The sequence below is a fragment of the Streptomyces sp. NPDC058086 genome (assembly GCF_042885015.1).
Taxonomy (GTDB): domain Bacteria; phylum Actinomycetota; class Actinomycetes; order Streptomycetales; family Streptomycetaceae; genus Streptomyces.
In genome coordinates this window covers 183,288-195,105 of the sequence record NZ_JBHVST010000001.1, presented here as the reverse complement: position 1 = coordinate 195,105, position 11,818 = coordinate 183,288, and the positions used below count along the sequence as shown (strand labels likewise).

The window sequence follows — 11,818 nt, the reverse complement described above, 5'->3', positions numbered from 1 at the left end:
TGCACACACCAAGAGGAAGCAGATGCGACCACGATGAGGAATGCCCGCTGCGGAAGCGTTGTCTCCGGAGCCGTGGGCCTGCTGTTGGTCGGTATCGCGGCCACTCCCGCCCACGCGGAGTCCATCCGTGAGAGGGAGTGGCACCTCACGGCCATGAAGGCCGAGCAGATGTGGCAGACCAGCACGGGCAAAGGCGTTACCGTGGCCGTCATCGACTCGGGCGTGAACGCCAAGCTGACCGACCTGGAGGGGCAAGTACTCTCTGGCAAGGACGAAGCACCAGACGCCCCCGGTGACGAACGCACGGATCCCAACGGCCATGGCACCCTGATGGCCGTTCAGATTGCTGGTACTGGAAGAGCCAACGGAGGCGCTGGCACCTTCGGCCTCGCGCCAGGAGTCAAGATCCTCCCCGTGCGGACACCCGATAGAGGGTTGGACAGCGGCCGGTACATCAAGGAGTTCAGCGAGACCGTGAGTCGCGGGATTCGCTACGCCGTTGATTCTGGTTCACGGGTGATCAACATCTCGATGGGGGTGCCCGAAGGAACGGAGCAGCTCACTGCCGCTGTGAAGTACGCGCTGGACAAGGGATCGTTGATCTTTGCGGCCGTCGGAAACAGCGGCAGCGAAGACAAAGGAAACCCAGTGGAGTACCCCGCCGCCACTCCGGGTGTGGTCGGCGTGGGTGCAGTAGGCAAGAACCTTCGCAAGACCACCGAATCCGAGTACGGCCCCCAGGTGGACATCGCCGCTCCCGGCGACGAGATGTACCACGTATGCCCGAACGGCACGGGCCTCTGCCGCTCTCACGGCACCAGCGACGCCACCGCCCTGGCCTCAGCCAGCGCCGCCTTGATCTGGTCCAAACACCCGAAGTGGACCAACAACCAGGTCCTACGGGTCATGCTCAACACCGCTGGCGGGCCCACAGACGGCTCGAAGCGCAACGACTCCATCGGCTACGGCATCGTCCGCCCCCGCATCGCCTTGCAGACCCCGGGTGACCCGGGCCCTGCCGACGTCTACCCGCTCCCGGATCTGGCGGCCACGGCACAAACGTCTCCAAACGCTTCCCCATCCAAGGGCACGACTCCTCCAGTAAAGAAGGACAACTCGGCAGTGACAGCCTCCGCATCCAAGGAGGGCGACACCACTCTGTGGATCGCCCTGGGCATCGGCTCCGCCGTGCTCCTCGGCGGAGCCGTCGTAGCCGTCGTCACCAGTAAGCGTCGGCGTTCTGTCATGTAGCCGTCGGTATTGACGAGTGGCTGTTGGGCCAATGTGAAGGCCCAAAGCCTGTCAACGCGACGTATTAGGCTGGTTGTTGGCGTGGCAGGCGCACGCCAACTGAGCCCACGGGGGTAGGGATTCATGGCCGAGTCGGCAGGAGAGCAGCACATAGTCGGTGGCGGGACCGCCCGCACGGTCGGCCGGACCTGGCGTCGTCGCCCGCCGAGAAGCAGGCCGCGGCCAAGGCCATCCAGGACCACATGTAGGGCGATACCCGTACGGCGGGGGAGTGGGCGGACGAGGAGACGGGCGCCGTCGTCAAGGCGTTCGGGGCGAAGGACGGGCACGGGTGGCTGACGTCCGGAGCCGTGCGCGAAATTCGGCTGTACCAGGTAACGGCCCTTCCGTAAGGATCGATGTGAAAGCTTGGCTGGCGAAAAACCCGCACGTTCACTTCCGTTTCACCCTTGTCGGGTCCTCGTAGTTGAACCAGGTCGAGATCTGGTTCGGGATGACATCCGGCACGCGGAGGAGTCGTACACGGCCAAGGGGCACACCGAGTCCATCTGGGCCCTGCGGGACAACTTCACTGGCAAGGATCGGGGTTGGTTCGCCAACGACCCGCTCGACGGTGTCCTCGGCATCATGTCCGATGACCCGGCGACCAGCACCGAGTACCTGGATCCGGCGCACAACGACAATCTGGAGTACCTGCTCCACGGACGGGACTGGGACACCGTTATCGACCACTACGCGACCCCGCCCGGTGGCACCACGACAGGTCCGCCGGTCGTCGTCGAGGACGGTGACGTCCGCAAGGGGTTCGGCGCCGCTCTGGAGACCGCTACGACCGGGGGCGCGCCGGGCGCCTATCACGCGGTCGGAGAGCACACCCTGCCCCAGGCCCGCATCCTGCAGCACACCATCAACACCCTGTACTCGGCGGATCAAGCACAAGAACTGCCGAAGAATCTCGCCACGCCCTTGGCGCACATCCTGACGTCGTACACGCCCGACACGCACGGCATCTACGCAGAGTCGTCGTCGCGCTACGACATCGACTGGGACAGTTCGGGTTCCGTCTGGAACGACAAGGACGGAGCGCACCTCGCTGTGGGGCACCAACGCCTCGCCGCCGTCATGCGGGGCATCGCCGACGATCCGGAGGCCTTCGGGCATCTCTACGGGGCGGAGCAGCAGTACTCGCACCATGTCCTGGCCGGTATCCCCCAGGACGCCGGTGACAAGACGATCCACGACCGCATCGTCGACAGCTCACGCGCCATGGGTGCCTACGACGGCGTACGGTCCGACGTCATCTTCGACGAGCGGTTCAAGAAGACGCAGTGGGCCGCCGACTTCAACCACGGTCTGGGCACCTCCCTGAGCACGGCACTGATGTTCAATCCCGTCTCCGATCTCAGCCCCGTCGGAGACCTTGCGACGAAGACCGTCGATGTGTGGGCGTACGAGTCCAACAAGGAGCATGTGGCCGAGGCGAACCTCGCTGCCACCCAGAAGAACGCCGAGACCTACGATGCCGGCCAGCACGATGTGGAGCACATGGTCAGGGCGTGGGCGAACAGCCGCGGCCACGGCATCGACAGCGACTACGCGCAGTTCTTTGTCCACGCGGGTCAGGATCAGTACGACTTCGGCCGCAATCACACGCTCAACACCCTTCGTAGCGACCGCTGAACGCCGCAGGGAACAGCCCTCGACAGAATGAGCACGATGCAGATCAACTCCAGGCTCCGACGCATACACGCAGGCTGGTACGTGGGGGCATTCGTCCTCGTCCTAGGCGTCGTGGCCCAGGTGCTGTACAGCACCGGGGCATACGACTCCTGGCGCAACGGCCGCTCACTGGACCAGGCCTGCGACGGCACGTTGGCCCAAGGCGGACTCGACGCCGCCCTGGGCTCCTCGAACCTGCGGGTCGGATCACTTGACTCCGACGGTGACTACCTGGCCCAGTGCTCCGTGAAGACCACGAAGTCCGGCGCGCGGGGCGGCGCCCTGCAGATCAGACTGCGCTGGAGCGGCACAACAGCCCCCTCCGGCAGCCTCGTTTGGTACAACCAGGACTACGAAGGCGTCCGGGGACAGGCGGCACCCCTTGGTAACGGCTGGCCTGGCATTGTCAGGCATGACGACACCTGGCAGGTCATGGTCGCGATCGACTGCCAGAACGAGAGGAGCAAGGCTCTCGTCGCATACGGAGACCTTTACGCGTCGAGCAGCGGCCCCGCACTCACCGGGCTGGGTCGGGTAGTCACGGAGAGTGCCCAGAAAGCAGCTGCCAAGTACGGGTGTCGGGCGAGGGCCGGGAAACAGCTCACTCAGGTGTCCGCCCCCACGCTCGGTAAGCCCCGTACGGTCAAACCACTGGGGCAGGCGCAGGGCTCCTGCGCCGCGCTTCGAGAGCCGGCTTCCACGGCGGCGGAGAGCGGTACGCCCTGGATCATGGAGTATCCCACGGACACTCAGGCCCCGCAGGTGAACTGTTACCTCGTCACACCGGCCAAGAAGCCTGGATACGGCCTGTACGCCTACTACGGTGCCGTCGCCAAGGACTTCCTTGCGAGTGAGGGTCGCAATCTCAAGGAGGGATACGGCCCCACCCACAAGCACAACGACTACTCCTGGGCCACCGCGAAGTGCCCCCAGTCCGCGCAGCCTGCCGTGTTCGTGCTGTACCGCCTCTACGACAGGGACACCGACACCTACCCGGTCCGTCACTACTCCGCCCAATTCGCCGCATCCGCGGTGAAGGCGTTCGCCGATCACGAGGCGAAACAGCGTGGCTGCACCGAGGTGCAGATGGCATCCCAGCTATAGGGCCTGTCCGGCGGATCAGGGCGCCGGGGAGCAACGGTGCCTCATGAACAAGCACAGGCGAGCGTGCCAAGCCCCGCGCGGACGGCGCCAAGCGTGGGGAATCCGATGTCGCCAAGCCAGATCTTCTTAGGATGATCCGATGGGACTTCTCGACAAACTGACGGGCACCAAGTACCCCGACAGCGGTGTCGTACCGCTGTCGGGCACGGAGGTCCGGGCCGCGCTGCTCGCGCTCAACGGGCCGGACGTGCCGTACCGCGTGCGCAACGCTCTCCCTGCCGAGAAGGCCGACCTGGTGGCGGAGTGCCGGATTCGGCGGGTGGGTGTGACCCTCAAGACCCGGATGCGCCTTGTTCCGGAGAAGCACGAGGTGCGTTTCCTCGACGAGCGGTGGGAGAACCGTTCGTCCGACCACGCCGATGCGCAGTACGGACGTGGGCACGCGCCCGCGGTGTACCGGCGGTGGGAGATGAAGCAGGGTCCCGATGGCCGCCAGCACAAGGTGGAGGCGTTCCGTTTCGACACACGGGAGATGACGAATCCCCTCCAGCAAGCGGTCCTCGACGCGGGTTGGACCTGGCACGGAGTGCTGGTGAAGCTGTGACCGGTCGGCCCGTGAAACGCGGGGTTGGGCGGAGGGGCCGCGGTCGCTGGTCCACACACGGCAGTTGAGTACGCGTGCTCATGCCCCCTCGCCCTCCCCGCCGCATGATCTCCGCATGACACAGCCACACCGTTCTCTCGGACCGCACCGGAAAATCCTTCTCGCCACGGCCGCTGCGTTGGCCATGGCAGTGACGGCGGCCGGAGGGGTGTGGGTCGCTCGCGGGGCCGGGCGGCTCTGGAACGGCGACCCCTACCCCGTCGCGGATCCAGCCGTTACCTCGCAGCGCCTCGACGGCCTCACACAACAGGTCTACGACACACTCGACGTGCCGCAGGCCACGCTGGACCCCAGATGGCCCGGCGGCGGCCAGGAGGCCGACGGCTCCGGGTGCTACTACACCGGGCTCAAGGACCTGACCAAGCAGGTGAGCGACTCACCGCCCAGTGTGCCGGGTGTGGTCGCGGTGAGCAGCGAATGGGGGTTGAAGGGTGTCACCCCGTCTCAGGCGGTGTCGGCGCTGCGACGGGCGCGGAAGGAACTGACGCGGCGCGGATGGAAAGTCACCAGGTACGAGATCAGCGACCACTGGACCGTACTGAGCGTGCAGCCCCCGGGCACCGGCGACGTCGTCCGGGTTGAGGCTTTCCCCTATGACCGTCTGGGTGTCGTCGCCTACTCCGACTGCGCCCGATATCCGTCGGGCACGCCCAAGACCGAGTGGGGCGATCCGGAACTCCCGGCTCAGCAGGCGCCGGCCCCGCTACGGAGCTGACCGTATCCGCGCTGATCGCTGCCGCTGTGGTCAGCGCGCGGTTGATGATTCAGCGGGCGTCACATGGTGTGTGGATGCGTACTCACCGTGTGTGCATCCCGGTCGATCAGCCCAAGGTCGGTGAGAACGACCTCCGGAGGGGTGCGCACGCGCCAGGGACGCGCCGATGCGGCCGGTGCGCAGCTCGACCCGGCCGCGGCGATCGAAGTACGCGAGGATCTCCTCGTCCTTCATCGGTCGTGCTCGTAGCGGGGCAGTTCCTCGGGAAAGCCGCGGGGATCCTTGCACTCGGCCAGTTTGTAGGCGTGTTTGGCTAGTTGGTAGGCGAAGTCCGTCAGAGCCTGCCGCAGTGGCACACCCGTGGCCTTGGCAGGTCCGATCCGGGCCTCTCCGACGACGGCATAGGGCTGGGAGGCGTTGTAGGAGGGGACACCTGGCGGAGCACAGGGCACGTACACCGATGAAGTGTCCGCACCGGGATCAACCTGAGCCAGAGCTTCTATTTCGCCGACGGAGACGCGGATGATCCGATTCTGGCCCCCGGATCCCCGATAGTAGGCGAGCCATTTCTCACGCGAAGTGGGCTGGACCCGGGCTTCCCCGGAGATGGACGAGTCATTGCTGGTGGTGACATGACACCAGAAAGTAAGGTCATCCCCCGCGCCCTGGCTGTCGGAGCCACTGTCGGCCGATCGCGCCGACGGCAGAACGCTTTTGACCGTGTTCCGTTCGAGAGTGCCTTCGCACATTTTGCCGGGGAGCAGATAAAGACCTTTGTTCAGGAAAGTCCATCCGGCGCCGCAGAAGAGCCCGAGAACCACGAGGAACAGAAGGACGACTCTCCCGTTCCGCCAAGAGGCTATCGACGTCCCGCTTCTCTGTGACTTCTCCACTAGGGACGCTCCTTCGTGTTGCTGAGGTACTCACTACTCGCGTCCCAGCCTGCGTTGACGGTGTTGCGGACGAGATCGTTGGTTACGGGCGTGATCGCTGTACCGCCCGAAATCCTCGAACAGGTCGTGCGCCGCTGAGCCGACCGAGGCGAGGTCCCTTTGGCTGACCATATGTGCCGACTGCCTTTTTCGCCGACTCGGACTTCAGCTGCTCCCACTCGTCCCACGCCACGGGCGGACCCCTCCCCGTATGCCGACTCTGCCTCACCTCAACGGGGGCCTGCGTGTTATCTCTTGTGCTCCGGCATGGCGGAACTGCTCCCTCAACCTATCAATCGATCAGATCCGCCGGCCCGAATCAAAGTAGAGATCACGGATCTCTGCACTCCCTCCACAGGTCAGTTCGCCAACCTGTGAAGCCGCCTACGTGACGGTCGATCAGACGGGCATCCATGGTTTGTGCGTCATCCGTAATTTCCATTCCAGCGGCCGCGAAGCTGGAGGTCAGCAGCGAAGTGCTTGCCGAGCGAACGACCTCCAGGGCGGCCCCGCCCGTCAGCCGGTCGGGGGGGTATCGCCGCGCTGAGAGGCCCGCTCACCACAGGGAAGCCTGTCGTACGGGGCCTGACTCGGCGCCCGCCACGGTCTCCGGACCGCTGTCCCGACGCCGGGGCCGGAGGCCTCGCTCTCTCCTTCGGAGACCCACCCGTCGGCGCCGACCTCGCTCTGGCCGAGGGTGGCGCCGGATCCGACACCGGCGCGACCAACTGGACGTCGCCCATCCGCGCAAGCCGCCGGTGATCCGACTGGCCCCCACCGCCACCGTGTCCCAACACCCCGCTGTCCTGGGCGACTTCCGGGACTTCGTGCGCACAGTCCGCGCGGACACCGGCGCGGCTTCGTAGCGCGTCCGGTGGAAGCGCACCCCGAGGCCGCGGCAGATCTTTGCACCGACGATCCGACCCCTCGTAGGTTGACTTCATGGGACTCTTCGACAAGCTGACCGGCACCAAGCGCCCGTCCGACGGTGTCGCCCCCCGATCCGTCGCCGAGGTCCGCGCGGCGCTGCTCGGCCTCAATCGCTCCGACGTCCCGTACGTCATCCGGGACGGCCGCGCGGAGGGCGCCGAGCTGGTGGCGGAGTGGCGGATGCTGGAGCCGGCCTGGCAGACCTTCTTCGCCCGCAATCAGGTGAGCCGGGTGTTCCAGGTCCGTATGCGCCTGGTCCCGGAGAAGAACGAGGTCCGCTGCCTCGACCAGCAGTACGAGGTCACCTGGGTCGGCGACGCCCCTAGGCTGTCCGTCTCGGCCGAGGTCCGACGTGGTCAGGTGCGGACGGTCTCGAAGCAGTGGACGCTCGGCGGGGGCGAAGACGGCGGCCTCGAAGCGACCGAGACGTTCAGCTTCGACAGCTCCGAGCTCAAGAACCCCCTGCATGACGCCGTCCTGGGCGCGGGGTGGACCTGGCGCGGAGTCATCACCGGCAAACTGTGAGGTCGGCGGGACCCCGAGCCAGGGGTACTTCCTTGAGTACCGGTTGAGTACGCACGCTCATGCCGCCGCCCATGTCCGGCGACAGGCTGTCGCCATGAGCGTCACACAAGGTCCCGTACGCGTCGTCAAGCCCCGCGATCTCGCCGGCTGGCCCGTCTTCGCAGGGCTCGCCCGGTTCTTCTGGGGGTGCGCGGCTCTGCTGACGGCCGTCATGGCCGGCTTCTTCTTCCTCGTGAGTGTTCTGAACTCGGCGGACTCGCAGGAATGGCGTTCGCCCTGGCCGATCCTGCGGACACCGGTCACGCAGCTCGCAGTGGCCGCTGTCGTACTGGGCGGCCTCTACTTCGCTCCGGGCTTTCGCCGCTTGGCCCGAACGACTCGGCTCGCCCTGCTCGGGCCCCTGGCCTGTGCCGTACCCGTGTTCGTCGTCCTGTGGACCTGTGCCGTCGCCGGATGACCCCGAGCCCGCTCCGCGCGGGCTCCTCGTTCATCGGCTGCGCCGTCGCCGCCCACCGCGCCGGCGAGCGTCACGTACAGTGCGCGGACTTCCACTCATCGTCACAGTGCGGTCCGGCCGACCATCCCAAGGCCGAGCAGAGCGACCTCCGCCGGAGCGCGCAGGCGGCAAGGGTTTGACCTGCGTCACTCAAGGGGTACGATCCTCGGCTCGATTGGCCAGGCCCCCGCCCCGTATGGCAGACTAACGGGGTTGCTCGGTCGAGTGCCGATGCTGCGCGCCTCCCGTCGGGAGGACCGGAAGCGAGTCCCACAGTACTCGTCGCCTCAACTGCCGTAAGGCAGCGCTGGGGCGGACGTACGGGAATCTTTCGGGAAGTGTCAGCGGGGTGCGGGCCAGGCACCCGGTGGGTGTTCCAGCCTCCGGTCCTGCGGTTGCTTTCGGGCGGGCCGCGTCCCTCGTAGGGAAATCCGTTACGGATATTTCTGCGGCAGGAGCGCGACACACCCGACCGCGTGGGTCGGAGATACGGGACGCGAACCCCCGGGTTCCAGAGCGTTTCACGAGACAAAGGACTACTGAGTAGCCATGGCGGGACAGAAGATCCGCATCCGGCTCAAGGCCTACGACCACGAGGTCATCGACAGCTCGGCGAAGAAGATCGTCGAGACGGTGACCCGCACTGGTGCGTCGGTCGCAGGCCCGGTGCCGCTGCCCACTGAGAAGAACGTGTACTGCGTCATCAAGTCGCCGCACAAGTACAAGGACTCGCGCGAGCACTTCGAGATGCGCACGCACAAGCGCCTGATCGACATCCTCGACCCGACGCCCAAGACCGTTGACTCTCTGATGCGACTCGACCTCCCGGCCGGTGTCGACATCGAGATCAAGCTCTAGGGATCGGTGATCTGAGAATGGCTAAGCAGATCAAGGGCATCCTGGGCGAGAAGCTCGGCATGACGCAGGTGTGGGACGAGAACAACCGTGTTGTTCCGGTCACCGTCGTCAAGGCCGGCCCCAACGTCGTCACCCAGGTGCGTACCAACGACATCGACGGCTACGAGTCGGTCCAGATCGCCTTCGGCGAGATCGACCCGCGCAAGGTGAACAAGCCCCTCAAGGGTCACTTCGCCAAGGCCGACGTCACCCCCCGTCGTCACCTCGTCGAGATCCGCACCGCGGATGCCTCCGAGTACACCCTCGGCCAGGAGATCTCCGCCGAGGTCTTCGAGGCGGGCGTGAAGGTCGACGTCACCGGCAAGAGCAAGGGCAAGGGCTTCGCCGGTGTCATGAAGCGTCACAACTTCAAGGGCCTCGGCGCCGGTCACGGCACCCAGCGCAAGCACCGCTCCCCCGGCTCCATCGGCGGCTGCGCCACCCCGGGTCGTGTGTTCAAGGGCCTCCGCATGGCGGGTCGCATGGGCAACGAGCGGGTCACCACCCAGAACCTGACCGTTCACGCCGTTGACGCGGAGAAGGGCCTGCTCCTTATCAAGGGCGCGGTTCCTGGTCCGAACGGCGGCCTCGTCCTGGTCCGCACCGCGGCCAAGGGGGCCTGAGGACTATGAGCACCATTGACATTCTGTCGCCCTCCGGCGACACCGCCGGGACCGTTGAGCTCCCGGCCGAGATCTTCGACGTAGAGAAGATCAGCATTCCGCTGCTTCACCAGGTCGTCGTCGCACAGCTGGCCGCCGCCCGTCAGGGCACGCACAAGGTCAAGCGTCGTGGCGAGGTCCGCGGTGGCGGTAAGAAGCCTTACCGCCAGAAGGGCACCGGCCGCGCGCGCCAGGGTTCGACCCGTGCGCCGCAGTTCGCCGGCGGTGGCGTCGTCCACGGCCCCACGCCGCGTGACTACTCGCAGCGGACCCCGAAGAAGATGAAGGCCGCGGCCCTGCGCCACGCCCTCACCGACCGGGCCCGCAACGCTCGCATCCACGTCATCACCGGCGTGATCGAGGGCGAGACCCCCTCCACCAAGGCCGCGAAGAGCTTCCTCGGCAAGGTCAGCGAGCGCAAGAACGTGCTCCTGGTCATCGAGCGCTCCGACGAGGCCGCGCTGCTCTCCGCGCGCAACCTGCCCCAGGTCCACATCCTGGAGCCGGGCCAGCTGAACACGTACGACGTTCTCGTCTCGGACGACGTGGTCTTCACCCAGGCCGCTTTCGAGTCCTTCGTGTCTGGCCCCCAGGCCGCTGACACCGAAGGGAGCGAAGCCTGATGGCTACGCGTCACCCGAGCATTGCCTCGAAGGCCGCCAAGGCCAAGAAGGTCGCGCGCGTCGCCAAGGCGAAGCGTCACGAGGCCGAGGGCAAGAACACCGTCGAGACGCCGCTGAGCAAGAGCTTCACGGACCCCCGTGACGTCCTTCTCAAGCCGGTCGTCTCCGAGAAGAGCTACGCGCTGCTCGACGAGGGCAAGTACACCTTCGTCGTGGCGCCGGGCGCCAACAAGACCCAGATCAAGCAGGCCGTCCAGGCGGTCTTCTCGGTCAAGGTCACCGGGGTCAACACGATCAACCGCCAGGGCAAGCGCAAGCGGACCAAGAGTGGCTTCGGTAAGCGTGCTGACACCAAGCGCGCCATCGTGACCCTCGCTGAGGGCGACCGTATCGACATCTTCGGCCAGGCCTCCTAACGGAGCGCCCTGGTCCGATATCGGACGAGGACTGAGAAATGGGAATCCGCAAGTACAAGCCGACTACGCCGGGCCGTCGTGGCTCCAGCGTCGCCGACTTCGTCGAGGTCACGCGGTCCACGCCGGAGAAGTCGCTGGTCCGCCCGCTGCACAGCAAGGGCGGCCGTAACAATTCCGGTCGTGTGACCGTTCGCCACCAGGGTGGCGGACACAAGCGCGCCTTCCGAGTGATCGACTTCCGTCGTCACGACAAGGACGGCGTGCCGGCGAAGGTCGCGCACATCGAGTACGACCCCAACCGCACCGCGCGCATCGCGCTGCTGCACTACGCGGACGGCGAGAAGCGCTACATCCTCGCCCCGCGCAACCTGCAGCAGGGTGACCGCGTCGAGAACGGTCCCGGGGCCGACATCAAGCCGGGCAACAACCTGGCGCTCCGCAACATCCCGGTCGGTACCACGATCCACGCGATCGAGATCCGTCCCGGTGGCGGTGCCAAGTTCGCCCGCTCCGCCGGTGCCTCGGTGCAGCTGCTCGCGAAGGAGGGCACGATGGCCCACCTTCGTATGCCTTCCGGTGAGATCCGCCTGGTCGACCAGCGCTGCCGCGCCACGGTCGGCGAGGTCGGCAACGCCGAGCAGAGCAACATCAACTGGGGTAAGGCCGGCCGTAAGCGCTGGCTGGGCGTTCGCCCGACCGTCCGCGGTGTGGCGATGAACCCGGTTGACCACCCGCACGGTGGTGGTGAGGGCAAGACCTCCGGTGGTCGTCACCCGGTCTCGCCGTGGGGTCAGAAGGAGGGTCGTACTCGTTCGCCGAAGAAGGCTTCGAACAAGTACATCGTCCGCCGCCGCAAGACGAACAAGAAGCGCTAGGAGCGGGTT

The 11,818-nt window shown here is 66.3% G+C and carries 13 protein-coding genes; 12 read left to right on the top strand and 1 reads right to left on the bottom strand.

Going from position 1 to position 11,818, the window contains the following annotated elements; all coding sequences use genetic code 11:
* The first annotated feature begins 153 nt into the window (after positions 1-153).
* From mycP to ACFVWD_RS00900, 5 genes are all read left to right on the top strand, one after another.
* A complete protein-coding gene (gene mycP / locus ACFVWD_RS00920; protein ID WP_389593101.1) occupies positions 154-1,251 on the top strand; it encodes a type VII secretion-associated serine protease mycosin in 1,098 nt (365 codons plus the stop codon).
* 627 nt (positions 1,252-1,878) lie between these two features.
* Entirely contained in the window at positions 1,879-2,931 is a 1,053-nt protein-coding gene (locus ACFVWD_RS00915; protein WP_389593100.1) for a hypothetical protein, read from the top strand.
* A 36-nt stretch (positions 2,932-2,967) separates the two neighbouring features.
* Positions 2,968-4,074, top strand: coding sequence for a hypothetical protein (locus ACFVWD_RS00910; protein WP_389593098.1), 1,107 nt, complete (start codon positions 2,968-2,970; stop codon positions 4,072-4,074).
* Between the two features lie 139 nt (positions 4,075-4,213).
* Entirely contained in the window at positions 4,214-4,678 is a 465-nt protein-coding gene (locus ACFVWD_RS00905) for a hypothetical protein (RefSeq protein ID WP_389593096.1), read from the top strand.
* Between the two features lie 115 nt (positions 4,679-4,793).
* Positions 4,794-5,453 carry a hypothetical protein gene (locus ACFVWD_RS00900; RefSeq protein WP_389593094.1) on the top strand — a complete coding sequence of 220 codons (660 nt, stop codon included), beginning with the start codon at positions 4,794-4,796 and terminating at the stop codon, positions 5,451-5,453.
* A gap of 230 nt (positions 5,454-5,683) precedes the next feature.
* Here ACFVWD_RS00900 and ACFVWD_RS00895 read toward each other — a convergent pair whose 3' ends face one another.
* The gene (locus tag ACFVWD_RS00895) at positions 5,684-5,911 is read right to left on the bottom strand and encodes a hypothetical protein (RefSeq protein WP_389593092.1); all 228 of its coding nucleotides are present in this window, start codon (positions 5,909-5,911) and stop codon (positions 5,684-5,686) included.
* Positions 5,912-7,327: 1,416 nt separating this feature from the next.
* On the opposite strand from ACFVWD_RS00895, the gene ACFVWD_RS00890 reads away from it, so the two are divergent.
* The 7 genes from ACFVWD_RS00890 (at position 7,328) to rplB (ending at position 11,809) form a co-directional block, all read left to right on the top strand.
* Positions 7,328-7,840: a hypothetical protein gene (locus ACFVWD_RS00890; RefSeq protein WP_389593091.1), complete on the top strand. Its 513-nt coding sequence runs from the start codon at positions 7,328-7,330 to the stop codon at positions 7,838-7,840.
* Between the two features lie 94 nt (positions 7,841-7,934).
* On the top strand, positions 7,935-8,297 hold the full coding sequence (locus tag ACFVWD_RS00885) for a hypothetical protein (RefSeq protein ID WP_389593089.1): 363 nt from the start codon (positions 7,935-7,937) through the stop codon (positions 8,295-8,297).
* Between the two features lie 588 nt (positions 8,298-8,885).
* Positions 8,886-9,194 carry a 30S ribosomal protein S10 gene (rpsJ, locus tag ACFVWD_RS00880; RefSeq protein WP_003948644.1) on the top strand — a complete coding sequence of 103 codons (309 nt, stop codon included), beginning with the start codon at positions 8,886-8,888 and terminating at the stop codon, positions 9,192-9,194.
* Positions 9,195-9,211: 17 nt separating this feature from the next.
* A complete protein-coding gene (gene rplC, locus ACFVWD_RS00875) occupies positions 9,212-9,856 on the top strand; it encodes a 50S ribosomal protein L3 (protein WP_101400119.1) in 645 nt (214 codons plus the stop codon).
* Positions 9,857-9,861: 5 nt separating this feature from the next.
* Entirely contained in the window at positions 9,862-10,518 is a 657-nt protein-coding gene (rplD, locus tag ACFVWD_RS00870; protein WP_037747970.1) for a 50S ribosomal protein L4, read from the top strand.
* Entirely contained in the window at positions 10,518-10,934 is a 417-nt protein-coding gene (gene rplW, locus ACFVWD_RS00865; RefSeq protein ID WP_101400120.1) for a 50S ribosomal protein L23, read from the top strand. Before rplD ends, rplW begins: the two co-directional genes overlap by 1 nt.
* 38 nt (positions 10,935-10,972) lie before the next feature.
* Positions 10,973-11,809, top strand: coding sequence for a 50S ribosomal protein L2 (rplB, locus tag ACFVWD_RS00860; RefSeq protein ID WP_075028519.1), 837 nt, complete (start codon positions 10,973-10,975; stop codon positions 11,807-11,809).
* The last annotated feature ends 9 nt before the right edge of the window (positions 11,810-11,818 follow it).

What these genes read in the sequence shown, in the direction of transcription:
- mycP (WP_389593101.1), top strand. Translation starts at nt 154, where the DNA reads ATGAAGGCCGAGCAGATGTGGCAGACCAGCACGGGCAAAGGCGTTACC.
- ACFVWD_RS00915 (WP_389593100.1), top strand. Translation starts at nt 1,879, where the DNA reads ATGTCCGATGACCCGGCGACCAGCACCGAGTACCTGGATCCGGCGCAC.
- ACFVWD_RS00910 (WP_389593098.1), top strand. Translation starts at nt 2,968, where the DNA reads ATGCAGATCAACTCCAGGCTCCGACGCATACACGCAGGCTGGTACGTG.
- ACFVWD_RS00905 (WP_389593096.1), top strand. Translation starts at nt 4,214, where the DNA reads ATGGGACTTCTCGACAAACTGACGGGCACCAAGTACCCCGACAGCGGT.
- ACFVWD_RS00900 (WP_389593094.1), top strand. Translation starts at nt 4,794, where the DNA reads ATGACACAGCCACACCGTTCTCTCGGACCGCACCGGAAAATCCTTCTC.
- ACFVWD_RS00890 (WP_389593091.1), top strand. Translation starts at nt 7,328, where the DNA reads ATGGGACTCTTCGACAAGCTGACCGGCACCAAGCGCCCGTCCGACGGT.
- ACFVWD_RS00885 (WP_389593089.1), top strand. Translation starts at nt 7,935, where the DNA reads ATGAGCGTCACACAAGGTCCCGTACGCGTCGTCAAGCCCCGCGATCTC.
- rpsJ (WP_003948644.1), top strand. Translation starts at nt 8,886, where the DNA reads ATGGCGGGACAGAAGATCCGCATCCGGCTCAAGGCCTACGACCACGAG.
- rplC (WP_101400119.1), top strand. Translation starts at nt 9,212, where the DNA reads ATGGCTAAGCAGATCAAGGGCATCCTGGGCGAGAAGCTCGGCATGACG.
- rplD (WP_037747970.1), top strand. Translation starts at nt 9,862, where the DNA reads ATGAGCACCATTGACATTCTGTCGCCCTCCGGCGACACCGCCGGGACC.
- rplW (WP_101400120.1), top strand. Translation starts at nt 10,518, where the DNA reads ATGGCTACGCGTCACCCGAGCATTGCCTCGAAGGCCGCCAAGGCCAAG.
- rplB (WP_075028519.1), top strand. Translation starts at nt 10,973, where the DNA reads ATGGGAATCCGCAAGTACAAGCCGACTACGCCGGGCCGTCGTGGCTCC.